The sequence below is a fragment of the Desulfovibrio desulfopostgatei genome, assembly GCF_053570645.1.
The window spans coordinates 2,806,231-2,829,385 of sequence record NZ_JBRBQS010000002.1; the positions used below are offsets into that span (position 1 = coordinate 2,806,231).

25 protein-coding genes (1 of these 25 cut by a window edge) are annotated in these 23,155 nt (G+C 58.3%); 16 read left to right on the forward strand and 9 right to left on the reverse strand.

Annotation, left to right across the window (positions count from 1 at the left end; translation table 11 throughout):
* Nucleotides 1-898, reverse strand: the 5' portion of a protein-coding gene (locus tag ACUZ9Q_RS12320) for a lytic transglycosylase domain-containing protein (protein WP_297893976.1). Its footprint begins 794 nt before the window's first position; the window shows 898 of its 1,692 coding nt (coding positions 1-898); the start codon lies at nucleotides 896-898; its stop codon lies beyond the left edge, outside the window.
* 272 nt (nucleotides 899-1,170) lie between these two features.
* On the opposite strand from ACUZ9Q_RS12320, the gene ACUZ9Q_RS12325 reads away from it, so the two are divergent.
* Complete coding sequence (locus tag ACUZ9Q_RS12325) at nucleotides 1,171-1,983, forward strand: TrmH family RNA methyltransferase (protein ID WP_192112806.1); 813 nt, start codon at nucleotides 1,171-1,173, stop codon at nucleotides 1,981-1,983.
* A gap of 409 nt (nucleotides 1,984-2,392) precedes the next feature.
* On the opposite strand, the gene fliQ is transcribed toward ACUZ9Q_RS12325, so the two are convergent.
* The 7 genes from fliQ to era all read right to left on the reverse strand — a co-directional run bounded on the left by fliQ (nucleotide 2,393) and on the right by era (nucleotide 7,204).
* Entirely contained in the window at nucleotides 2,393-2,662 is a 270-nt protein-coding gene (gene fliQ / locus ACUZ9Q_RS12330) for a flagellar biosynthesis protein FliQ (protein WP_022659840.1), read from the reverse strand.
* A gap of 83 nt (nucleotides 2,663-2,745) precedes the next feature.
* Complete coding sequence (gene fliP / locus ACUZ9Q_RS12335) at nucleotides 2,746-3,459, reverse strand: flagellar type III secretion system pore protein FliP (RefSeq protein ID WP_022659839.1); 714 nt, start codon at nucleotides 3,457-3,459, stop codon at nucleotides 2,746-2,748.
* A 16-nt stretch (nucleotides 3,460-3,475) separates the two neighbouring features.
* Nucleotides 3,476-4,069 carry a flagellar biosynthetic protein FliO gene (fliO, locus tag ACUZ9Q_RS12340; protein WP_225529950.1) on the reverse strand — a complete coding sequence of 198 codons (594 nt, stop codon included), beginning with the start codon at nucleotides 4,067-4,069 and terminating at the stop codon, nucleotides 3,476-3,478.
* Nucleotides 4,062-4,637, reverse strand: a complete 576-nt coding sequence (gene fliN, locus ACUZ9Q_RS12345; RefSeq protein WP_449247972.1) for a flagellar motor switch protein FliN — start codon at nucleotides 4,635-4,637, stop codon at nucleotides 4,062-4,064. The genes fliO and fliN overlap by 8 nt, the downstream gene beginning before the upstream one ends.
* A gap of 160 nt (nucleotides 4,638-4,797) precedes the next feature.
* The gene (locus ACUZ9Q_RS12350) at nucleotides 4,798-5,457 is read right to left on the reverse strand and encodes a flagellar basal body-associated FliL family protein (RefSeq protein WP_215647990.1); all 660 of its coding nucleotides are present in this window, start codon (nucleotides 5,455-5,457) and stop codon (nucleotides 4,798-4,800) included.
* Nucleotides 5,458-5,549: 92 nt separating this feature from the next.
* On the reverse strand, nucleotides 5,550-6,278 hold the full coding sequence (locus ACUZ9Q_RS12355) for a YggS family pyridoxal phosphate-dependent enzyme (RefSeq protein WP_449247973.1): 729 nt from the start codon (nucleotides 6,276-6,278) through the stop codon (nucleotides 5,550-5,552).
* A gap of 2 nt (nucleotides 6,279-6,280) precedes the next feature.
* The gene (gene era / locus ACUZ9Q_RS12360) at nucleotides 6,281-7,204 is read right to left on the reverse strand and encodes a GTPase Era (RefSeq protein WP_192112802.1); all 924 of its coding nucleotides are present in this window, start codon (nucleotides 7,202-7,204) and stop codon (nucleotides 6,281-6,283) included.
* A 461-nt stretch (nucleotides 7,205-7,665) separates the two neighbouring features.
* Here era and ACUZ9Q_RS12365 point away from each other — a divergent pair, with 461 nt between their 5' ends.
* Together ACUZ9Q_RS12365 and ACUZ9Q_RS12370 are read left to right on the forward strand one after the other, a co-directional pair.
* Nucleotides 7,666-8,184: a VUT family protein gene (locus ACUZ9Q_RS12365; RefSeq protein WP_192112801.1), complete on the forward strand. Its 519-nt coding sequence runs from the start codon at nucleotides 7,666-7,668 to the stop codon at nucleotides 8,182-8,184.
* A gap of 143 nt (nucleotides 8,185-8,327) precedes the next feature.
* Nucleotides 8,328-8,606 (forward strand): DUF5665 domain-containing protein, encoded by a 279-nt coding sequence (locus ACUZ9Q_RS12370; protein WP_192112800.1) that lies wholly within the window; start codon nucleotides 8,328-8,330, stop codon nucleotides 8,604-8,606.
* A gap of 82 nt (nucleotides 8,607-8,688) precedes the next feature.
* On the opposite strand, the gene tgt is transcribed toward ACUZ9Q_RS12370, so the two are convergent.
* A complete protein-coding gene (tgt, locus tag ACUZ9Q_RS12375; protein WP_215647993.1) occupies nucleotides 8,689-9,828 on the reverse strand; it encodes a tRNA guanosine(34) transglycosylase Tgt in 1,140 nt (379 codons plus the stop codon).
* Between the two features lie 316 nt (nucleotides 9,829-10,144).
* Here tgt and alr point away from each other — a divergent pair, with 316 nt between their 5' ends.
* The 13 genes from alr to hemL all read left to right on the forward strand — a co-directional run bounded on the left by alr (nucleotide 10,145) and on the right by hemL (nucleotide 23,136).
* A complete protein-coding gene (gene alr / locus ACUZ9Q_RS12380; protein ID WP_449247974.1) occupies nucleotides 10,145-11,281 on the forward strand; it encodes an alanine racemase in 1,137 nt (378 codons plus the stop codon).
* Between the two features lie 140 nt (nucleotides 11,282-11,421).
* Nucleotides 11,422-11,730, forward strand: coding sequence for a 30S ribosomal protein S6 (gene rpsF, locus ACUZ9Q_RS12385; RefSeq protein WP_192112798.1), 309 nt, complete (start codon nucleotides 11,422-11,424; stop codon nucleotides 11,728-11,730).
* Nucleotide 11,731: 1 nt separating this feature from the next.
* Complete coding sequence (gene rpsR / locus ACUZ9Q_RS12390) at nucleotides 11,732-11,995, forward strand: 30S ribosomal protein S18 (protein ID WP_022659828.1); 264 nt, start codon at nucleotides 11,732-11,734, stop codon at nucleotides 11,993-11,995.
* A 10-nt stretch (nucleotides 11,996-12,005) separates the two neighbouring features.
* Nucleotides 12,006-12,512, forward strand: a complete 507-nt coding sequence (gene rplI / locus ACUZ9Q_RS12395; RefSeq protein ID WP_192112797.1) for a 50S ribosomal protein L9 — start codon at nucleotides 12,006-12,008, stop codon at nucleotides 12,510-12,512.
* Between the two features lie 8 nt (nucleotides 12,513-12,520).
* Nucleotides 12,521-14,014 (forward strand): replicative DNA helicase, encoded by a 1,494-nt coding sequence (dnaB, locus tag ACUZ9Q_RS12400; protein ID WP_022659826.1) that lies wholly within the window; start codon nucleotides 12,521-12,523, stop codon nucleotides 14,012-14,014.
* 467 nt (nucleotides 14,015-14,481) lie between these two features.
* A complete protein-coding gene (locus tag ACUZ9Q_RS12405) occupies nucleotides 14,482-14,748 on the forward strand; it encodes an RNA recognition motif domain-containing protein (RefSeq protein WP_022659825.1) in 267 nt (88 codons plus the stop codon).
* 1,026 nt (nucleotides 14,749-15,774) lie between these two features.
* Nucleotides 15,775-17,589 (forward strand): putative nucleotidyltransferase substrate binding domain-containing protein, encoded by a 1,815-nt coding sequence (locus tag ACUZ9Q_RS12410; RefSeq protein ID WP_449247975.1) that lies wholly within the window; start codon nucleotides 15,775-15,777, stop codon nucleotides 17,587-17,589.
* A 1-nt stretch (nucleotide 17,590) separates the two neighbouring features.
* Nucleotides 17,591-18,223, forward strand: a complete 633-nt coding sequence (locus ACUZ9Q_RS12415) for a 3'-5' exonuclease (RefSeq protein ID WP_215648432.1) — start codon at nucleotides 17,591-17,593, stop codon at nucleotides 18,221-18,223.
* Nucleotides 18,224-18,277: 54 nt separating this feature from the next.
* Nucleotides 18,278-18,592, forward strand: coding sequence for a DUF485 domain-containing protein (locus tag ACUZ9Q_RS12420; protein ID WP_215648430.1), 315 nt, complete (start codon nucleotides 18,278-18,280; stop codon nucleotides 18,590-18,592).
* Complete coding sequence (locus ACUZ9Q_RS12425; RefSeq protein ID WP_449247976.1) at nucleotides 18,589-20,313, forward strand: cation acetate symporter; 1,725 nt, start codon at nucleotides 18,589-18,591, stop codon at nucleotides 20,311-20,313. The genes ACUZ9Q_RS12420 and ACUZ9Q_RS12425 overlap by 4 nt, the downstream gene beginning before the upstream one ends.
* A 356-nt stretch (nucleotides 20,314-20,669) precedes the next feature.
* A complete protein-coding gene (locus ACUZ9Q_RS12430) occupies nucleotides 20,670-21,224 on the forward strand; it encodes a hypothetical protein (protein ID WP_227119451.1) in 555 nt (184 codons plus the stop codon).
* Between the two features lie 145 nt (nucleotides 21,225-21,369).
* Entirely contained in the window at nucleotides 21,370-21,849 is a 480-nt protein-coding gene (gene ahbB / locus ACUZ9Q_RS12435) for a siroheme decarboxylase subunit beta (RefSeq protein ID WP_449247977.1), read from the forward strand.
* 15 nt (nucleotides 21,850-21,864) lie between these two features.
* On the forward strand, nucleotides 21,865-23,136 hold the full coding sequence (hemL, locus tag ACUZ9Q_RS12440; RefSeq protein WP_215648424.1) for a glutamate-1-semialdehyde 2,1-aminomutase: 1,272 nt from the start codon (nucleotides 21,865-21,867) through the stop codon (nucleotides 23,134-23,136).
* Nucleotides 23,137-23,155: the final 19 nt, after the last annotated feature.

Below are 23,155 nucleotides of genomic sequence, written 5' to 3' on the forward strand. Positions count from 1 at the left end.
TGGTGTCGGTCATGGGGCGCTTGTGGTGCCTGTTGAATGCCGAAAACTCATCCATATCCATGCGGCAGGCGCGGGCCACGCCCGCCAGATCCGTGCCGGGTTTTGCGGTCAGGCGCAGCACGCCCGGTGCATTGTCGGGATGGATGGGATCAAAGCCAAGCTGGGGAAGATTGCGCATGATCTTGGTCACAGCCAGATAGCGCGGCACATACTGCTTGGTTTCGTCGCGCAGCTGCGCCTTGTCGTCCAGCATATGGTTGCGCGACTTGATTTCAAAAAAGTCACGCCCGCCCGTTCCCTGCTTGGCGCGGCCAATCTTGCCTTCACCGGCATTGTAGGCCGCGATGGCCGTGGGCCAGTCGCCAAAGTCGCCATAGAGTTTTTGCAGATAGTCTGCCGCAGCCTCGGTGGATTTGAAAGGATCAAGCCTCTCGTCCGTCCACCAGTCTTGATTCAGACCATACTTTTGCCCGGTATAGGGCATGAATTGCCAGGCTCCGGCGGCCCCGGCTGGCGAGCGCACTTCGCTGCGATAACCGCTTTCCACAATGGCAAGGTAGGCCAGGTCTTCCGGCATACCCCGCGAGCGGAACACGCGCTTGGCATAGGCAAGGAACTGCTCAGCCCTTTTTGATGATGCGCTCATGGTGGGGCGGCCCTTGCGCAAAAAGTATTTGTACTGGCGCGTTACGTCCGCCATAGCGCTTTCGGGGATGTTTTTGTCCACCTGCCCGGTAGTGTTGAGCGCGGCGGTTTCACTGGCCGTCAGCGGCGGGGAAGTGTCTTCTTCCGGCACAGACATCGACAATCCCCCTCCGGAGTCGCCACCCTGCCGCGAGGCGCAGCCCCCGGCAAGCAGCAGACAGCAGACAACAGCCAGAAAAAACAGTCTTGCCATTGCCGATCCGTTCCTGTTCGATGCTGCAACCATTGTTCCCTCCCCTTTTGCCGCCCCCGGCTTGCCATCTGCCGGGAAGATGCGTACACAGCCGCCAAGGGCTGTCTGTTCCTTCCCCGTGCGCGATGCCACGGCATGGACTGCCAAAAGCCCACACGCGTGCGCAACCGCGCAGCATATCGCATAAATATTTCTAGCGGGTTCTTGCCCGCACAATCCTCTCCAATCACTCAGGCCGCACGGCGGCCAATGCACACAGCCCGGAGGCGCATATGCATAATGAAACTGAACAAGCCCCGCTGCTGCCGGGCCTCAAGCCCGTGCTGGAACTGCTTGCCAGCGAACCCCAGCGCATCGACTGCGTCTTCTGCAAAAAAGGCCTGCGTGGCCCCGATGCGCAGGAGGTGCTGAACCTCTGCCGTCAGCACAACGTGCGCTTCAGCCTGGTAGACCCGGTGGCCCTTGACCGTCTGTGCCGAGGCGCTGGCGGTCAAACTGCCCAGGGGCGTCAAGGCCGTGACGGTGTTTCCCATCAGGGCGTTGTGGCCCGTCTGGCCGCCACCGGCTTTACCGAACTTGCCGATCTGCTGGCTGCTGCTGCCGATGCCCCCCTGCCCCTCATCGTTGCCCTTGACCAGGTGCAAGACCCCGGCAACGTGGGCACAATCTGCCGCACCCTGTATGCTCTGGGCGGCGCGGGCATCATTTTGCCCCAGCACAACAGCGCCTACCTTGGCCCCGCAGCCCGCAGGGCCGCTGCGGGCGCACTGGAAAAGCTGCCCGTGACCCGCGTAACCAACCTGGGGCACGCCCTCGACAGCGCCGAAGAAGCTGGCCTGACCATTTACGGCGCGGGCGGTGAAGGCCCATCAAGCCTCAATGCCTTTGATGAACCCATGCAGTTGCCTGCCGTGCTGGTTCTGGGCAATGAGGACAAAGGCCTGCGGCCCGGCGTCGCCAAACGGTGCGCCCACATGCTGCGCATTCCGCTTGCCCGCACCTTTGACTCACTCAATGTGGCGCAAGCCGGTGCCGTACTGCTGGGCCTTGCCGCAGCACACAGGGCAAAAGATTCTGCATCGTAGGGCAATTTCTGCTCAGCAAATCCCAAAGCAAAAAGCACGCCAACATAACTGGCCCTTTTTGCGCAGTTCAGACAAGCTCTTGACAGCATAAAAAAGGAAGTGCGGCCGCACTTCCTTTTTTATTGCAAACAAAATAACCCTAAACTTTCTCTAGATTTTTATTAGATAGATTTTATACATTACAGCAATCGCATTACAGACGCGAAATACAGTTATACTGCTACTAGCATCAGACTCAGAACATCTACAACAACATGATACCAGCCATTGTTGCACGCGCACCTGTACCAGACAGGCAAGCAAAACCCCGCTGAACGCAAAAAACCCGCCCCAGGCCAGTGTAGCGCGCTGTTACGCGGCTGGCGGAGCGGGTTGTACGCGCCGATAAGGGCGACCCGTGAGGCAGTCTTTACCGAATATATGTAGGGATATTGATGAACACGTCACGGGTAAAGGTAATCATGCGTTCCATGAGCCAGGGCAGGGCCAGCAGCAGGGCCAGAAACATGCACACGATCTTGGGGATGAAAGTCAGGGTCATTTCCTGAATCTGGGTTGCCGCCTGAATAACGCTGACAACCACACCCACCCCAAGACCCACACCAAGCATGGGCAAGGACATCATCAAGCAAAGTTCAATGGCCTGCCGGCCAAAACCGATGACGAAATCTGGGGACATGGGCGACTCCTGAAAATTGACGGTGTACGAATCTTTCCAACCCTTAGGCAAAAACCGGGCCAACGTTGTGCGCAACGCACCGGTCAGAGCAGGAAGCTGTTCACCAGCGAGCCGACCAGCAGATTCCAGCCGTCCACCATAACAAAGAGCAGCAGTTTGAAGGGCATGGACACCATCATGGGCGGCAGCATCATCATGCCCATGGCCAGCAGCACGCTGGAGATGACCATATCCAGCACCAGAAAAGGAATGTAGATGAGAAAGCCGATGGTAAAGGCGGTTTTAAGCTCGCTGATGACATAGGCGGCGGCCAGCAGCATGGTGGGCACTTCCTCCTTGCTGCGCGGCGCTTCCATCTTGCTGATGGAGTAAAAGACAGAGAGATCCTTTTCGCGCGTATGTTTGAACATAAAGGTACGCAAAGGGGCCTGCGCCCTGTCGAGCGCCACCTTGTAGTCGATCTGCTCGGCCAGATAGGGCTGCAGGGCGTTATCATTGATCTGCTTGCCCACGGGGTACATGATGACCACCGTCATAAAAATGGCAAGGCTGGCAAGAATCTGGGTGGGGGGCAACTGCTGCACGCCCATGGCCTGCCGCAGAAAGCTGAAAACAATGATGATGCGGGTAAAACTGGTGACCGTAAGCATGATGGCCGGAGCAACGGAAAGCACGGTGAGCAGGAAGAGAATTTCCAGTAACACCGAGACTTTTTCCGGCGATTGCGCTCCACCGGCCAGGGTGAGCTGCATTGTGGGCATGGCCAGATCCTGAGCCGCAAGGGCCAGAACCGGCATAAGGAGGATGAAGAGGCTAGCTGCCGCCAGCGCCGCGACGGGCTTCTTCCATGATCTGTTTGAAATCGGCGTTTTCTGGCTCATGCTGTGCCTGCTCCTCTGTCAGAAGGGTAATCTGCTGGTCGGTAACGCCCAGCAGCAACCTTCTATTCAAGAAGCGTACCACCATCAAGCCTTTACGCGGCCCAAGCGGGAGCTGGGCCTCCATGACCAGGGCATCGCGCGGAAGCGCCCCCGGACGCGGCAGAAAATTGAACTTGCCGAAACGGCGGGCCAGCCATACGGCCAGCCACAGCACGGCCACCAGCAAAAACAGAATGCCCACGGCCTGTATGTAGCTGCCCCACGAAAAGGACGACTGCCCAAGCGTTGAAGCCGGTTCCGCCAGCGAGGCAGCGGCCTGCTCCGTAGCAATGCCCACGCTTTGCGCGGCCTGCGCGGCCATGTCCAGCCCGTGCAGCATCTGCTGGGCTGCGGCAGCAACTGTCTGCTCCAGCCCCGGCGGCACCGCTGCCGCAGACCCTTGCGCGCCAGAAGTGACCACACCGCGCACGGCGCTGCCCGAAAGGCCGCCATCCGCGGCGGCCAGCAGCACAGGCAGGCTAGCCAAGCTGCTTCACCCTTTCAATGGGACTGATGATATCGGTGAGGCGCACGCCGAACTTCTCGTTGATGACCACGGCCTCGCCGCGCGCCACCAGCTTGCCGTTCACAAATACTTCCAGCGGTTCGCCAGCCAGCTTGTTCAGCTCCACCACAGAACCCTGACCAAGCTGCAGCAGTTCGTTGATAAGCAGACGGGTGCGCCCAAGTTCGGCAGACACGTCCAGCGGAATATCCAGAATAAAATCCAGCTCCCGCTTGAGCTTGTTGTCCTTGGGCTGACGGGCCATTTCAGTCATGTCCTGAAAATGCGCGTCTACCGGGTGACCGCCAAGCCCTGCACCTGCACCGCCAAAGGAAGTCGGCCCCTTGTCTTCTTCATCCTGCGCCAGGGATTCAGCCCACTGGGCAGCCAGAGCTTCTTCATCCAAACCGCTGCCAGCCGCACCACCAGGCGCAGCATCAGCAGCAGGCGCAGCGGGTGCAGCGGGTGCAGCAGGTTCTGCCGCATTGGTTTCATCTTCCAGTTGCGCGGCCCACTGGGCCGCCAAGGCTTCCTGATCTTCCTGCGACATACGTCACCTCATTCTCTATTCCAACATGCTCACCCGAACATTCGGGCGGCATCGCGGCAACGGCGCGCCCCGCAACGGGCATGGCTGCCAAAAGCCTCTATCAGAAACCGCGTCCGCACAAAATCAGCTGCCAGAGGCCGCCAGGGGCTGAGTTTCCGCGCTATTCCACGACAAAATCGGTAAAATATACGCGTATGACCCTTTGCGCGCCCAGAATCTGGTTCAGCCGCGCGGCCACCTCCGCCTTCAACAGCACCTTGCCGTCAGGCGTGGAGATATCGTTAAACGTCTTGCCCGCCAGCAGCATGATGATGGCATCTCGGATACGCGGATTGTTGGCCTGCAATGCAGCGGCAACGTCCGCATTGACCTCGACCTCCATCCCCAGCTTGAGATACCGCCGCCCCGAAGGGTCGGAAATGTTCACGGTTATGGGCGGCAATGGCAAAACCTGGCCACTGCTGCGCGGCAGATCGCCCTGCCGTTCAATACGTCCATCGCCCGCGCTGCCTGCGGCGCCAGAACCGCCTGCCCCGGCCTGACCGGATGCGCCGCCGCTGGCGCCGCCAGAACCGCCTGCGCCTGTCTGGCCCGCCGCGCCCTTGCCTGCGGTATCCGCAGATGCAGATTCAGCAGGCGCAGAACTTGCCGAAGACGGCGTGCGGATGAAAAACCACCAATAGCCGCCAATGCCCGCGCCACTCAGAGTGATAAGCAAGATCGCCAAAATAATGACGATGCGCTTGGCCTTGGAGCCCTTCTTGGGGTTTTCTGCCTGCCCTTCCGGCAGGGCCTTTGATTCTTTTTCTTTGGCCGCCATACCTACTCCACCGCTATTGTGGGGTCATGAATGCGAACCGCTCAAGTCATTCCGGTCTGCACGTCATGTAGCAGACTTTGTGCCAAAGCTGTTCACACCTTGGCAGGACGCGGCCCGAAAATATCCGTACCTATGCGCACCATGGTGGCCCCTTCGGCCACCGCGCCTTCAAAATCGCCGCTCATGCCCATGGAAAGCTCGGACAGGGGCAGGCCAAGGCGGGTGCTCAAGGTGTCGCGCAATTCACGCAGCCTTGCAAAATGGGGCCGCGCTGCATCGCCCGCATCAAAAACCGGGGGCAGACACATGAGGCCCTGCACCTCAAGGTGCGGGCAATGCTCAAGAACATAATCGGCCAATTCCGGCAAATCTGCAGACATCACACCGGATTTTTGCGATTCGCCCCCAACATTCACCTCAAACAGCACTGGCTGACGCGCTCCGCCCTCCGCCAGACGCCGCTCAAAGGCGTCCGCAAGCTTGCGGGAATCAAGGGTATGCACAAGACTGAAAGCCCCCGCCACCAGCGGAGCCTTGCGGCTTTGCACATGACCGATCATGTGCCAGCGTATCCCGGCGCACTGCGCTGCTGTGGCCGGGTCTGCGTTCAGGTCCTGCTTTTTTTGCAGGGCCTCCTGAACGTAGTTTTCGCCAAAATCAATCTGCCCGGCGGCGGCCACCTGGGCCAGGGATTCCGCCGGATGCAGTTTTGAAACGGCAATAAGCCTCACGCTTTCGCGGGGGCGGCCAGCCGATGCACAGGCCGTGTCAATGCGGTCGAGCACCCGCGCATAGCGTTCAAGCAACAAGGTATCGCCCATGACTACTCCGCCATCAGGCCCATCTCGCGCAGGAAGGCGGCGTCTTCAGTCCAGTGCTCGCGCACCTTGACCCAAAGCTCCAGATGCACCTTGCCGCCCACCAGATCCTGAATTTCCTTGCGGGCCTCAATGCCTATCTGCTTGATGGAAGCGCCCGCACGGCCAATAACCATGGCCTTGTGCATGGGCCGCCCCACGTAGATGACCGCGTGGATCACAGTCTGGCCGCGTTCTTCGTCTTCCTGCCAGCTTTCCACGTCCACAGCCACGGAATAGGGCACTTCCTGACGCAGATGCAGGAACAGCTTTTCGCGCACGATTTCCGCAGTCATAAAACGCATGGGGGCCGTGGAAATCTGGTCTTCGGGGAACTGGGCCTGAGCAACGGGCAGCTTGGAACGGATAAGTTTTGCCAGATCCGGCAGGCCGTCCCGGTTCAGGGCCGAGGTGGGGAAAATTTCCGCCTTGGGCCACATTTCGCTCAGACGGGTCAACAGCGGCAGCATGCGGCTTTTGTCCGAGAACAGATCCACCTTGTTGACCACCACAACCATGGGCCGGTCATCGTTGGAAAGCGCCCTGGACAGCGGCTCAAGGTCGCGTTCCAGAAATTCCGGATGACGGATGTACAGGTGGGCGTCAAGCACGGGCATGATGACTTCGGCCTGGGCAAGGCTCTGCCACACGGCCTGGAGCATGGTTTTGCTCAGTCGACCGCGCACCTGGGCAAGGCCCGGCGTATCCATAAAAATAACCTGGGCGTTCTCGTCCGTAAGGATGCCCACAATCTGATTGCGCGTGGTCTGCGGCTTGGGGGTGACGATGGTCACCTTCTGGCCGAGCAAGGCGTTCAGCAGGGTGGATTTGCCCGCGTTGGGCGGCCCCATAAGCGCGACCCAGCCGCAACGATAGTTCTGATCCGACATTCTTTCTCCCGGCTGGAAACATCCAGCCTCTACCGCCGTAAACTTCGACGGGAAATTTTCTGGCAATTTTGCAGGGCGCGGGCGCACTGGCACGACAAAGGCCGCCCTATGCGGGCTAACATCTCAAAGAAATTGCGCTTCCGCGTTCGGGCGGGCATGGATTTGCGCACCTGCCCGGCACACTCAGAGTAAACTTTACTCTAGAAACATACTATAACTGGCTTTCTGTCCCACATCCGCGCTTCGGGGTCAAGACGCAGGGCATTGCCCCAACCCCGGTACAGGCCCCAAAACGGACATAGACGGGCACAGGAGTTGGTGCAAAAAACGGACGAAAAAATCGAACGAGGGGACAGCACCTACATTGCCCTTGCCGCCGAACACCTCATCATTATTATGCTTCTGCCACGCCCCAAACAGTGGGGCATTTCACAGCCCGCCGCTTGACTACAGGCGCGCCAATGCCTACTCTCCCGCCCATGTTCAGCCTATTTACCTATATTGCACTTATTGTGGGCGTTAACTTCGCCTTTTCAGTCACTCCGCTCATCCAGTTGCCCAATGGCGATATGTGGGCTCCCCTTTCGCTCATCGTCGGCTTTATTTTTGTGGTGCGCGATTACGCGCAGCGCCGCGTGGGGCATCATGTGCTTTGGGGCATGCTGGTGGGTTGCGTGGTCAGCTGGTTCATGGCCAGCCCGCAGCTTGCGCTGGCCAGCGCCGCGGCCTTTGCCGTGGGCGAACTGGGCGACTGGGCGGTATACACCTTTACCCGCCGCCCGTTTTCGCAGCGCATTCTCATTTCAAGCCTTGTGGGCGCGCCGCTGGACAGCATCGTATTTCTGGGCATGATCGGCATTGCCACGCCCTGGTCTGTCATTACCATGAGCCTGAGCAAGCTGGCAGGATCGCTGCTTGTTTTCTGGCTGGTACGCCGCCGCGAACAGCGCGAATGCGGGCTGGAGCACATTCAGGCATAGCGATTGACACCGCAGGGCATGCCCGGGCGGGTACCGCACAACACATAGTTTGAACCCGTGATCGCTGGATCACGGGTTTTTTGTTATTTGGGGGCTTACCGTATAGACTCTGCCTCAAGCGGCATTCCGCACGAGGGGGATCAATGGACAACAGACCTGAAGCCAGACAGACCGATGCCGAACTCCTGCTGCAACGCCTCGACAACGCGGGCCTCATGGAATACGTCCGGCTGTCGCAAAAAACCGGCAAAATACTCTGGCTCAACTTTCTGTCAGGTATTGCCAGAGGGCTGGGTTTCAGCATTGGCGCATCGTTGGTGCTGGCCGTTCTCTACAAGATACTGGCCCGCATCATCAGCATGAACATCCCTTACCTTACAGAACTGCTGCAACAGATCATGAACATGGCCAAGGGGGGCTGACTGGCTCTCACGCCTCCCCACCACAAAAAAAGGGAAGGAACCGTAACGCTCCTCCCCTTTGTATGACTGGCAATCGCCCGACCTACGAACCAGCGGCGGCGCGGGCGGCTTCGTCGGGATACAGGGCCGTAATTTTCGCCAGAAAATCCATATAGCGCCCTTCCACGATGGCCTGACGCGCGTTGCACGCCAGATCGAGAAAATAGGTGAGGTTGTGCAGGGAATTGAGCCGGAATGACAGCAATTCCTGGCTGGCGTACAGATGCCGCAGATAGGCGCGCGAAAAATTGCGGCAGGCGTAGCAACGGCAGTTGGGATCAAGGGGGCCGTCATCCTCGGCAAATTCGCGCCGTTTGATGTTGATCTTGCCAAGCGACGTGTAGAGCGTGCCGTTACGCGCATTGCGGGTGGGCAACACGCAGTCGAACATATCCACCCCGGCATGGATGCCCGTGGCAATGTCCAGCGGCGTCCCCACTCCCATGAGGTAGCGGGGCTTTTCGCCGGGCAGCAGGGGCGCTGTGTGGTAGAGCAGATCATACATCTTGTCTTTCGGCTCGCCCACCGAAAGCCCGCCAATGGCAAAGCCGTCAAAATCCATGGCGCACAGTTCGTTCACCGAGCGCTCGCGCAGGTCTTTGTAAAAACCGCCCTGCGTGATGCCAAACATCAGATTGTGCGCCGAACCGGGCGGATAGGCATCCATGGCGCGCTTGGCCCAGCGCGTGGTCAGGGCCAGAGATTTTTCCGTATAGGCGTAATCCGCGCCAAAGGGCACGCATTCGTCAAGCACCATCATGATGTCTGAATTCAGGTTGCGCTGGATTTCCAGCACCTTTTCAGGCGTAAACAGATGCTTTGAGCCATCGAGGTGCGAACGGAACTCCACGCCTTCCTCGCGGATCTTGCGTAGCGAACTCAGGCTGAATACCTGAAAACCGCCGCTGTCCGTCAGGATGGAGCCGGGCCAGGAGGCGAACTTGTGCAGCCCCCCGCGCCGGTGCACAAGCTCATCGCCGGGGCGCAGATAAAGGTGATAGGTATTGCCCAGAATGATGGGCGCGCCAATGGCGGCCAGATCATCCGGGGCAAGAGCCTTGACGGATCCCACGGTTCCCACGGGCATGAAGATAGGCGTGGGGATAGTGCCGTGAGCCGTGCGCAGCACCCCGGCGCGGGCCGCGCCGTCGGTGTGTTCAATGGTAAATACGGATTGGGACATGCCGCGCAGAGTAGCCGCAAGCGCCGCCCTGCGCAAGAGGGGGAGCACGCCGCATCTTGAGCAGATATCCGCCGATTCCGGCTCAAAAAATTATGGTTTGCGGCAAAAGCCGAGCGATGCAGCACGGCTAATTGTTGTGCCTTGGGGGCAATATTGTTAAGGTTACCCCCTTTCATTAAAGGGTGTTGCGCGCAAGGGCCGGGGCCGTTGCGCCGGGGGGCCGCAAAGGACGGCGACCCTTCGCTGCCGCCATGCGCGGTGCGCGGACAAACCGCGCAAAATGTCCTTCAGCAAAGTTCAAATGAGGGAATTCCCTGTGAGCGATTGCACGTTTTCACCATCGCTGTGCCACATCGATCTGGCCGCCATCCGCCGTAATTTTGGCCGCATGGGCAAGGCTGAAAAGCTTATGCCGGTCATCAAGTCAGACGCATACGGCCACGGCCTCTTGCCTGTGGCGCGGGTTTTGTCTGATGCTGGCGCGCGGCGCTTTGCCGTGGGAACCGTACCAGAAGGCATGGCCCTGCGCGAGGCTGGCCTGCGGCAAACCATTGTGCCGCTTCTGGGCGCGCTCACCGATGTGGAATGGCAGGGAGCGGCCATGCAGGGGCTGACCCCGGTGGTGGGCAACTTTGACCAGCTAGAACGCGCTGCCGCCCATTGCCACGCCGGGCGCATTCTGCGCGTTGCCATAAAGTGCGAAACCGGCATGGGCCGCCTTGGCTTTTCGCAGGAAGAACTGCCCCAGGCTATCGACCGGCTGCGCAACATCCCGGGCATCTCTCCGGCTATGGTCATATCGCACTTTTCATGCGCCGATGTGCCGGAGCAGGAAGCCTATTCACAGGACCAGATCAAGCGCTTCACCGCCATGTCTGACGCGCTGCGTACGGCATTCCCCGACATTGAGCGCTCGCTCTGCAATACGGCTGGCACCATAGGCCGCCCCGACGCGCATTTCGAGGTATGCCGCCCCGGCATTTCGCTCTACGGCGGCAATCCCTTTACGGGAACCTCATGGGAAGGCAAGGGTGCCGCGCTCGGCCTGGAATGGGCCATGAGCGTCAGCGCGCCCGTTATCGAGGTACGGCAGGTGGCCGAGGGCCGCAGCGTGTCGTATGGTCGGCTGTTTACGGCGCAGAAGCCTGCTACCGTGGCGGTTGTTGCCATTGGCTACGCCACTGCTTTCAACCGCTCGCTCTCAACACGTGCCGCCATGCTCATCAACGGACGGCGCGCCTCCCAGGTGGGCCGGGTGTGCATGGGCATGATCATGGCCGATGTCAGCGATCTGCCGCCCGTGCGCGTGGGCGACACCGCATGGCTTGTGGGCGGCCCCGCCGAGGCGGGGCAAAAAGCGGTGACGCCGCAGGACATAGCGGATGCGCTGGGCACCATTTCGTACGAAGTGCTGTGCCTCTTTGGCGGCATGAACCCGCGCGTCTACGCATAACCCGTTGCATCCCCCTGGCAGCGCAGGCTTTCAGCCTTCTGAAAATTTCGGCTTGACAGGCCCATTTGCCGGAAGTATAAGACTCGTTCCTTGCTCGCGCCCCGTGTGGCGTGGGCTGCCAATCCAAAAGGAGAATACCAATGCGGAAATTTGAAACCCTGCTGCTCCTTTCCCCGGAGCTTTCCGCCGACAATCGCGAGGGCATCATCACCGCCCTTACCGCGATCATCGAGCGTGAGAAGGGCGTCATGGTGGAAGTGGACAATTGGGGCATGCGCGACCTCGCCTACCCGGTTCGCAAACTGATGCGCGGCTTTTATGTGCGTCTGGTGTACCAGGCTCCTGCTGAGCTTATCGCTGAGCTGGAACGCAACATTCGCATCACCGACGGCATCTTCAAGTTTGTGACCGTCAAGTTGGCCGACGAAGTGGCCGGGGAGGTTGCCTAACATGGCTTTCAAGAAGAAATTTGCCCCGCGCCGCAAGTTCTGCCGCTTCTGCGCAGATAAAGATCTGCCCCTGGATTACAAGCGCGCCGACATCCTGCGCGACTTTATCACAGAGCGCGGCAAGATCATTGCCCGCCGCATCACCGGCACCTGCGCACATCACCAGCGCCTGCTGACCCGCGAAATCAAGCGCGCCCGCCAGATGGCCCTGCTCATCTACACCGCGACGCACGATTCCGGCGTCAAGAAAAAGAGCACCATTTAAGGAGGCGCACATGAAACTGATACTTCGCGCCGACGTTGAAAATCTCGGCAGCCTTGGCGATGTGGTTGAAGTGAAAGCTGGTTATGGCCGCAATTTCCTGCTCCCGCAGGGTCTGGCCATGGTTGCTTCGCCTTCCAACCTCAAGAGCTTTGAACAGGAACGCAAAAAGCTTCAGGCCCGCATGGATGCCGTGCGCGCTGATGCCCAGGCCCTCCAGGCCCGTCTGGAAGCCCTGGAAGTTGTTATCCCCATGCACGTGGGCGACAACGACAAGCTTTACGGCTCCGTCACCACCACCATCATTGGCGACGCTCTTGCCGCTCTTGGTGTGGAAGTTGACCGCCGCCGCATCCTTATGGATGCCCCCATCCGTACCCTTGGTGAACATCCCGTTCGCGTGCGTCTGCACGCCAGCGTGATCGCCATGGTGCCGGTGAAGGTCATTTCCGACCATCAGCCCATCGAAGAAGAACCCGCACCTGCTGCGCCCGCTGAAGAAGCCGAGGCAGCCCAGTAGGGGTTTGCGTGGTTTCCCGGAACGATAGCAATTCCGCCCCCGGCCACGCGGCCGGGGGCTCGCCTTTTGGGCAGGGCCGCAACAAGGATGGCCAGTCTCGCTCTTCAGCGCACAGCGCGGAAAAGGCCGAGGCCGACATTCTGCGGCGTGTGCCCCCCCACAGTGTTGAAGCCGAACAGGCTGTGCTCGGCGGCGTTTTCATGCGCCCCCAGCTCATGCACTCCATCGCAGACCAGCTCACTGACGAAGATTTTTACCTGCCCGCGCACGCCACCATTTACAAGGCGTTTCTAGAACTTTACCGCAAATCGGCCCCCCTCGACCTTATTGCCACTGCCGAGCAACTCAAGAGCATGAACGCCCTTGAAGAAGCCGGCGGCGCGGTCTATCTGGGCGAGCTGGCGCAGGCCGTTGTTTCTGGCGCCAATGCGGAATACTACGCCACCATAGTTCGCGACAAATCCTTGCAGCGCAGCCTGATCAACGCCTGCTCTGGCATCATAGTCAACTGCTACGATGCCACGCGCGAAGTCGGCGAACTGCTGGATGAATCCGAACAGGCGGTTTTTTCCATTTCGCAGCGCACCTCGGGTAAGGATTTTACCCCCACGCGCGAACTGCTGGAGCGGGTGTTCGACAAGCTTTCCAAGCTGGCCGATGCCAAAGACGTCATTACAGGCGTCACCACCGGCTATACCCGCCTGGACAAACTGACCGCCGGTCTGCAGCCCTCTGACCTCATTATTGTGGCGGCCCGCCCCAGTATGGGCAAGACGGCTTTTTCCATGTGCATGGCCATCAACGCTGCCGTGCGCCAGAACGTGCCCGTGGCTGTTTTTTCGCTCGAAATGAGCAAGGAGCAGCTCATGCAGCGCATGCTTGCCGTGTGGGGCAAGGTGGATCTTTCCAAGCTGCGCCGTCCCTCGCTGCTGACAGACGAAGACTGGCAGCGCCTCTATGACGCGGCGGACGTTGTGGCCCGTGCGCCCATATTTATTGACGACACCCCGGCCCTCACAACGCTTGAACTGCGCGCCCGCGCCCGCCGCCTCAAAGCGGACAAAGGCCTTGGCATGGTGGTGGTGGACTACCTGCAGCTCATGCGCACCAGCCGCCGCACAGATTCGCGCGAACTGGAAATTTCGGATATTTCGCGGTCGCTCAAGGGCCTTGCCAAGGAAATGAACGTGCCCGTGGTTGCGCTCTCGCAGCTTAACCGCAAGGTGGAAGAACGCAGCGACAAGCGCCCCATGCTTTCTGACCTTCGCGAATCTGGCGCTATCGAGCAGGACGCGGACGTTATCATGTTTGTCTACCGCGACGACGTGTACAAATTCCAGAAACCTGCCGACCGGCCGCCTCAGGGCATTGCCGAAATTATCATCGGCAAGCAGCGCAACGGCCCGGTGGGTGTAGCCGAGCTTATGTATATGTCGCCCTACACTTCGTTTGAAGATATTGCGCCAGACTGGATGCCCCCGCCATCAGAGGGCGGATCCTAGCCAATTTCAGAGCCGTACAACTGACGCAAGAGCTGTCGTTGTGCGGCTTTTTAGCATGCTAATTGGTGCGACACTAATAATTACAGCCTGAACGTATTTTGCACGTAATAGCTTTCTAATTCAATGTTGGTTGAACAACCAATCCGATTGTTAGCAATGCATCTTGCCACTCTTTATCTTTTCAACGCCCGTTGTGCTCCTGCCATGTATTGAACATCAGATGTCCACCGTGTTTTGAGATTCTTTGCACAATCTCCCGAAACTCATTCGTTTATTTCCATTTCCTCCTTTCTCACTGCGGGTTTGCGCCTTTTTTACTCGCGGCGATACGCAATACCAACTTTTTTTTGGCGATTCGTTGACAAGGCCGACAAAGCGTGTTTCCATGTTTTTCATGGGCCGCGTACCGGTAATACGTTTTACTGGGCGTAAGCGCGGGAAGATTGTTTTTTTTGAGAGGGTGTTTCATGTCTAAGTCCATCTATGTCGGGAACCTTCCTTGGTCTGCCACTGAAGAACAGGTACAGGATCTTTTTGCCGAATACGGCAGCGTTCTGTCTGTGAAACTTGTTAGCGACAGGGATACCGGCCGTGCCCGCGGCTTTGGCTTTGTGGAAATGGAAGACGGCGAAGCCGACTCCGCCATTGAAGCTTTGGACAACTTCAGCTTTGGCGGTCGCACGCTGCGCGTGAACGAAGCCAAACCCAGAGCCCCGCGCCAGCCCCGCTACTAGGGCGCTGTAACGGACAAAGACACGCCCCAATTGGGGCGTTTTTTGTTGCGCGCACCTCTTAAGGGTCGCCCAAGGGCGCTCCTGCACATTCTAGCGTGGCGGGGCGGTTCGACAGATATTGTCTGCCGAAAGCCCCGTCACAGCATTTTTGTCTTCTGCCGTCCGCCAGATGTTCATTGTTCCATGCCGCAAGGTGGCCGATGGCCCTCCTTCACGCTCCACATCCCAAGCGCTCTCTCCATTACTCTCTCCTGATGCCGCAAATCTCATTGGTTGGAGCAACTCGCTTCGACACTGCCTGCTGTGCTCTTTCCACGTATGTGCCCTTCCCCACTCCTGCACATAACTCCTGTGCCCTGCTTTCTCATGCTGCCAAGACTTCGCTCTACTCAACTCTGAGAAACAGCTGGACACTCCCGCATCAGCCTTTGCTTGCCTCCTCGTAAAAACCAGACTGCATTGCTATGCAATAAGGCAAGGGCATTGCAGCCCTCCTGAGCCCCTTGCCTGCAAAACTGAAGCTCGACACGCCCTCCAATTGCTAGCTGTGACGGAAGAAAGCCCACAGGCCTCAAAATCAGCTACTATTGCATGTCTCTTTTTTTCTACTGAACCTGCACGCTCCAGCTACATATATTGCACACAATCCTGATCCCTGAATTGTTTATATGTACAGAAATGTTTGTTTCAACAAAAAATTTTATTTATAATTTATTTTTATGATTATTAATGACTATAAAAAATAATTATTGCATGAGTAAGGCTATTAATTGTAGTGTATTGATAATTTCAATAGCCAGTTTTATGTTAAATTTAGCTTATTTAAATTGTATAAACAATCAATGAAATATTTCACATACACCATTTACACATACTAATTCTGATTTATTCACAAAGTACAATACGCTCATTGATTGAACAGTTTCTATTGATTGCAAACATAATTCGCACAACAGGGAAACAACGCAGGCACGGCACTGTCGGTAAAAATACAATCATACTGCAGGGACGCATCCGGGACGGATTATGCCAAACACCCGCTTTGACCTCACGCATCCCCCTTTTGATCTGCTTACCCTGGCAGAGGCATCTGCCTTGTCGGCCACTGCCGATATTCTGTTTTTCAACAATGATCAGGAAATTCTTGCCTCGGGAAATGATGTTGATGTGCTCTATCTGGTCATGAAGGGGCTTGTTCGTGAAATGTCGGGCGAGGAAATTGTGGGGGCATACCGCGAGCACGAGGCCTTTGATTGCCGCGCTCTGGCCACAGGCAGAACGTGGCACAGGTTTGTGGCGCATGAAGAAGTGCTGCTTTGCGTGTTCCCTGGGCGGGAGGTGCTGGCCCTGACGGAAAAGAACTCGCTTTTCGGCGCGTACTTTTTTGCAACCGTGTCCGACAAGCTGGGCCAGCTTGCCCAAAGCCGCGACCGCCGCGAATGGCAGAGCCTTTTTGCGGTCAAGATCAGCGATGCTGGTTTTAGGCCGCCCATATTTGCCGAAGCAACGGATACCATTGCCCACGCCGCGCAGCGCATGAAGGAAAGCCGGAGACGATCCATCTTTGTGCGCGATGGTTCCAGTACCGGGATTTTCACCACGGGCGATTTTTGCGACATCGTGGCCAACGCGGTTTCCAACCAGACCCCACTCCGGGCCTGCGCCCAGTTTTCCCTGCTGAGCTGCGAAAAGGACGACTACCTTTTCAATGCACTGCTTCTCATGACCCGCCACAACATCCACCGCATTGTGGTGACGGACAAGGGGCAGCCTGTGGGCGTTCTGGCCATGATCGACCTGCTTTCCTATTTTTCCAACCATTCCCTGTCGATCGCGCGGCAGCTCGAGGCGGCCACCACCTTGGCCGACCTGCACAGCGCCATGCGGGACATGGAAGCCCTGGTAACAACCCTCGTTACCCAGGGCATAAAAACGCCCCAGCTCGCGCGCCTTGTGCAGGTGCTCAACGCGCAGCTCATGGCCCGCCTCTGGCAGTTGACGGCCACGCCCGCCGTATTTGCCGGAAGCGCCCTGCTTGCCCTTGGCTCCGAAGGCCGGGGAGAGCAGATACTGAAAACCGACCAGGACAACGCGCTGATCCTTGCGGAAGGCCTGGACGAAAAGGAGGTGGAACTCTCTGCAAACAGTTTTACGGAACGCATGCTCAGCCTTGGCTATCCATCCTGCCCCGGCGACATGATGGTGAACCAGCCGCTCTGGCGGCACACGGTGCGCGAATGGGGACAGACCTTGCGCCAGTGGGCGGATTCCACGCAGGGCGAGGGGCTTATGCATCTGGCAATTTTTCTGGATGCGGAAACAGTCTCCGGCCCGGCCTCCTGGCTTGAGGCCTGCCGCAAGGCCTTGCGCTCGGCCCTGCACGATGATGCGGCATGGTTTGCACGCATGGCCCTGCCCATTGAACAGTTCCCCACCCGAACAGGCGAAAGCGGCTTTTGGCGGCAACTGCTGAACCGCGAGAAAAACGCCCTGCTCGACATCAAGAAAGCGGGCATATTCCCCATTGTCCACGGCGCCCGCGTTCTGGCTCTGGAGGCGGGCATTGATGCCACCAACACCTTTGACCGACTGGAGGCCCTCACATCACGCAGTATTATTGAGAAATCACAGGCAGATGATCTGGCCGAATCTCTGGCCTTTCTGATGCGCCTGCGGCTGGACGCAGGCCTTGAAATGCTGCGCAAGGGGAACCCCCTGAGCAACGAGATTGATACGGCCACCCTGTCCACTCTGGACAAGGACCTGTTGCAGGACGCCCTCCAGGTGGTCAAACGCTTCAAGCGCATGATCGGCCAGCGGTACGGGCTGGACAGGTTCTGAAATGCAAAACTCATGGATACAGGCCGTGGCGCGCCGCTGGCGCATGCGCGGCCTGCGGGAACCCTACCGTTCCCTGCTGGATCAGGATGACGGCCTGCTTGTGAGCATCGATTGCGAAACAACCTCGCTCAATGTGAAGGAAGCGGAGCTTTTATCCATCGCCGCCGTCTGCATAGACGGCAGGCGTCTTTGCACCAGAGACGCCTTTTACGCGCTGATAACGCCGCAACATGCCCCTGACGGGCAGAATGTGCGCGTGCACGGGTTGCGCCCGTGTGATTTCAGCACGGGTCTGCCGCTTCAGGATGTGTTGTCGGCTTTTCTTCAGTTTGTCAGAGGCAGAACACTGGTGGGCTATTATCTGCAATACGACCTTGCAGTGTTGAACAAAAACTTGAGGCCACTGATGGGGGCAGCATTGCCAAACAGTCGCATAGAGGTTTCGGGCCGCTATTACGACTGGCGATTTGCGCAATATCCTGGCGCCTACATTGATCTGCGATGGGAAACGATGATCAGAAATCTTCGCCTTCCCACGCTGCCAAGGCACGATGCCATGAACGACGCCATAACAGCCGCCATGATGTATCTGGCGCTGCAATCGCGCGGATACGGCGCACACAGGCTCCCATAACGTCCAATGTCTGCGCAAAAGACATTGCGGACAAAAGTATGCGAGGAGGGAACAATGGCCTCAGAACTGACGCAACGAATTGAAAAGAATGCGCAATACCAGCACTTGATCAAGACGCGCAACGCCCTTGGCTGGCGACTCACGCTTGTGGTTTTTGCCGCGTATTACGGTTTTATTCTGGTTGTCGCCTTTGACAAACAGCTCTTTGCCACGCCTCTTGCAGCCGGAATGACAACAACCTGGGGCATTCCCCTTGGCATCGGCATCATTCTGCTGACCGTTGTGCTTACGGCGGTCTACGTTCGCAAGGCCAACAGCGAATTTGACCCTGCGCTCAAGCAGATTCTTGAAAAAGAGGTGCAGTCATGAGGGGAATAAGCGCTTGCACATCCTCCCATAGGCTCAGGCAACAAAAATCCGCTCCGACTGTCAGCGCTGCAACATTCTGCACGGCGCTTTTTATCGCTTTTCTGCCCGGTCAGCCTCTGGCGGCGGGCGTCATAGAAGAAACGCAAAAGCAGAACACCGACTGGACAGCCATCATCATGTTCACCATTTTTGTCGGTGCATCGCTGTGGATAACCAAGTGGGCCGCCAAGCGCACACGCTCCGCTGCGGATTTTTACACGGCAGGCGGCGGCATCACGGGTTTTCAGAACGGCCTTGCCATCGCGGGCGACTTTATGTCGGCGGCCTCCTTTCTGGGCATTTCAGCCGCAGTCATGGCAACGGGCTTTGACGGTCTGATATACGCCATCGGCTTTCAGGTGGGCTGGCCGCTCATAACATTCATGCTGGCGGAGCGTCTGCGCAATCTTGGGCGCTTCACCTTTGCCGATGTGGTGGCCTACAGGCTCCAGCAGGTGCCTGTGCGCATATTTGCCGCATCGGGCACCCTTGTCGTGGTGCTGTTCTATCTTATCGCCCAGATGGTGGGCGCGGGGCAGCTCATCAAGCTGCTCTTCGGGCTTGATTACCACTATGCGGTGGTTATCGTGGGCCTGCTCATGATGGCCTATGTGCTTTTTGGCGGCATGACGGCAACCACATGGGTGCAGATCATCAAGGCCTGCCTGCTGCTCGGCGGGGCCTCGTTCATGGCTTTTATGGTTATGGCCCAGTATGGTTTCAGCCCCGAAAAACTTTTCACCGCCGCTGTGGGCATCAAAAAAAGCGCGGCCATCATGGGGCCGGGCGGCTTTGTCAAAGACCCCGTTTCGGCCATTTCGCTCGGCATTGCCCTCATGTTCGGCACCGCCGGGCTGCCGCATATCCTGATGCGCTTTTTTACCGTGCCGGATGCCAGGGAGGCCAGAAAAAGCGTGCTCTGGGCAACCACATGGATCGGCTATTTCTACATTCTGACCTTCATCATCGGCTTCGGGGCCATAGTGTTTGTGAGCACCAATCCCGAATTCCTCGATGCAAACGGCATTTTACGCGGGGGCAGCAACATGGCTGCCGTGCATCTGGCCAACGCCATTGGCGGCAATATCTTTCTTGGCTTTATGTCGGCGGTGGCCTTTGCCACCATTCTGGCAGTAGTGGCGGGGCTGACGCTTTCCGGCGCGTCTGCCGTGGCGCACGACCTCTACGCCTCCGCCCTCAAAAAGGGCAAGGCCAGCTCCAGCGAGGAGCTTAAAATCTCCAAGCTGACAACCGTGGCCCTCGGCATCATCGCCATGTTTCTTGGCATCGTGTTTGAAAAACAGAACGTGGCCTTCATGGTGTCGCTGGCCTTTGCCATTGCGGCCTCGGCCAACTTTCCGGCCCTGATCCTCTCGGTATTGTGGAAGGGCTGCACCACCAGAGGGGCTGTTGCCGGGGGCTTTGCGGGCCTGCTGGCCGCGCTGGTCATGACCATGCTCTCGGATGCCGTGTGGGTGGCAACCCTGGGCAATCCGCCCGGCTCCGCGCCCTTTCCGTATTCCTCCCCGGCCATCTTTTCCATGCCCCTGGCCTTTTTGTGCATCTGGGTAGTGTCCATATGCGATCAGTCCCCGCAGGCGCAGAAGGAACGGGAGGCTTTTGCCGACCAGAAAATCCGGTCTGAGACCGGCCTTGGAGCTTTCAAACCCACGGCGCATTAAGACGACAAACGCGCTACGCCCCTATACCAAGGCCGTGCAGCAATGCCTGACATGGGGCAGCGTTTGCCTTGCAGACAAACCACCAAACAGCCTGCCCGCCCGGAAACAGATATTTTTCGGGCGGGCAGGCTCAACGAATTTGTAAACAACCTCCACAAAAGCAACACGGCATTGCAGGGCATCTTATTTTGCGGCGCGCGACTGCGTATGCCAACGCATTCCGGTTGCGGCGCTTTTCTTTGCGGGCTTGCCTTGCCGACTGCTGCAAATTTTGCCATGATGTTCATGACGCTTCTGCCGGTTTTTTTGGCCCTTATACCCTTGTCCGGCGCAACAATCCTTTGAGGAGGGCATCCATGCTTACCCCCAACCAGTGTGTGCTTTACAGCGGCGGCGCCGCAGGAACAGAGCAGTTCTTCGGCGCTTTGGCCGAAAGCTGGGGTATGGAAGAAGTAAACTACAGCTTTGAAGGTCACCAGATCGAACGTACGCGCGGCGTGCGGGTGCTCACCTCTGAAGAACTGGCCCTCAAGGATGTCAGCCTGACCTACGTTTCACGCCTCATGAGCCGCGAATACACGCGCGCACCCCTTTTCCGCAAAGTCTTGCAGTCCATCTGCTGGCAGGTCAGCAGCGGCGAGCAGATCATCGTTATCGGCGCAGTCCAGCCTGACGGCACCGTCAAGGGCGGCACCGGGTGGGGAGCGGAATTCGCCAAGATATGCAACAAGCCCCTGCTTGTTTTTGATCAGCCAAAGAATGCCTGGTTTTTCTGGAACAAGGACAACTGGACCCAGACAACCGAACCCATGATCACCCATGCCCATTTTGCCGCCACCGGCACACGTTTTCTTGAAGACAATGGCCGTATCGCCATTCAAGACCTGTTTGCGCGTTCTTTTTCACGCTAAAGCAGAATACTATTGTCAATGCGCTAGAAAAATAATCCGCTTCTGCTGCAACGGCCCCTGGTTCGCAAACTGCCCGGGGGCCGTGCTTGCGGCATGTACCCCACCTGCCGCAGGCAGCGCCTCAGCCCATAGTACCGGAGAATTCATGAGCCGTCAGTTTACCCCCGCAGAGCAGGCAGTGCTGCGCATCGTGCAGGACAATCTGCCCGATTCGCTCACGCCTTACGCCGATATTGCCGAAAAGGCAGGAATGACAGAAGCCCAGGTGCTTGAGCTGCTTGGTTCGCTCAAGGAATCCGGGGCAATCCGCCGTTTTGGAGCCAGCATCAAACACCAGAAAACCGGCTGGACGCACAACGCCATGGTGGCATGGAAGATCTCCCCCGATCTGGTGGAACAGTGCGGCACGCAGGCCTCCCTGCACGACCATATCTCCCATGTCTACTACCGCCCCAGTTCCGCGCCCGACTGGCCGTATGAACTCTACACCATGATTCATGGCCGTAGCGAGGCCGAGTGTCTTGGCGTGGTGGAAGACCTCAAGCGCGATACCCTGCTGTGCGAGCATGCCGTGCTGCGCAGCCTCAAGGAACTGAAAAAAATTTCCATGACCTATTTTGCCTGATACAAGGAGCCTTTGATGGATACCACTTCTCGGCAGCTTTTTGAAAAGGCCTGCGCGGTTATTCCCGGCGGCGTCAACAGCCCTGTGCGCGCCTGCCACAACGTGGACAGCCAGCCCCTGTTCATAGCTGAAGCTCACGGCTGCCGGATTACCGATGTGGACGGCCACGAGTATGTCGACTTTGTACTCTCCTGGGGGCCCATGATCCTTGGGCATGACGAACCTTCCGTCACCCGGGCCGTGTGCGAGGCCGCCAAACGCGGCACCAGCTACGGCGCTCCCTGCCCGGCAGAAGTAACCCTGGCCGAAGAAGTGGTTGCCGCCATGCCCAGCCTTGAAATGGTGCGCATGGTCAACTCCGGCACAGAGGCCACCATGAGCGCCCTGCGCCTGGCCCGCGCCGCCACCAAGAGGGACAAGGTGCTCAAGTTTGTGGGCTGCTACCACGGCCACGCCGACCCCTTCCTCGCCGCCGCCGGTTCCGGCCTTGCCACGTTCTCCATTCCCGGCACTCCCGGCGTGCCCGCAGCCGTTGTGGCGGACACCCTGCTTGCTCCTTACAACGACCTTGATGCCGTCAAGGCCATCTTTGAGCAGCATGGAGCGAGCATCGCCGCCATCATCGTGGAGCCTGTGGCCGCCAACATGGGCCTTGTGCTGCCCAAGCCCGGCTTTCTTGAAGGCCTGCGCGCCGTCTGCGACCAGTACGGCAGCCTGCTCATTTTTGACGAAGTCATCACCGGTTTTCGCGCGGCCTTTGGCGGCGCGCAGGCCCGCTTCAGCATAGATCCCGACCTCACCACCTTTGGCAAGATCATTGGCGGCGGTCTGCCCGTGGGCGCCTTTGGCGGCAAGCGCCGTTACATGGAACTCATCGCGCCCAGAGGCGGCGTATATCAGGCGGGCACGCTTTCGGGCAATCCGCTGGCAATGGCTGCCGGCATAGCCACCCTGCGCTACCTCAAAACCGCCGACTACGCGGCGCTTGAAAAGCGCACCCATGCCTTTGCCATGGAACTGCGCGACATTCTGGCATCCAAGGGCGTGCCGATTCAGATGCCCACCCTTGCCTCCATGTTCTGCCCCTATTTCAGCGAGCAGGAAGTCACGGATTTTGCCACCGCCACGCTGTGTGATCAGGCGCTTTTCACCACGTTCTACAAGCAGATGCGCGCTCACGGCATCTACCTTGCGCCTTCCGGCTACGAGACGGGCATGGTCTCCTTTGTCCACACGGACGAGGATTTCAACAAGGCTCTGGACGCTGCCCGCAAGGTCATTTTTTAAGTCGAACCAGCACGAAGGG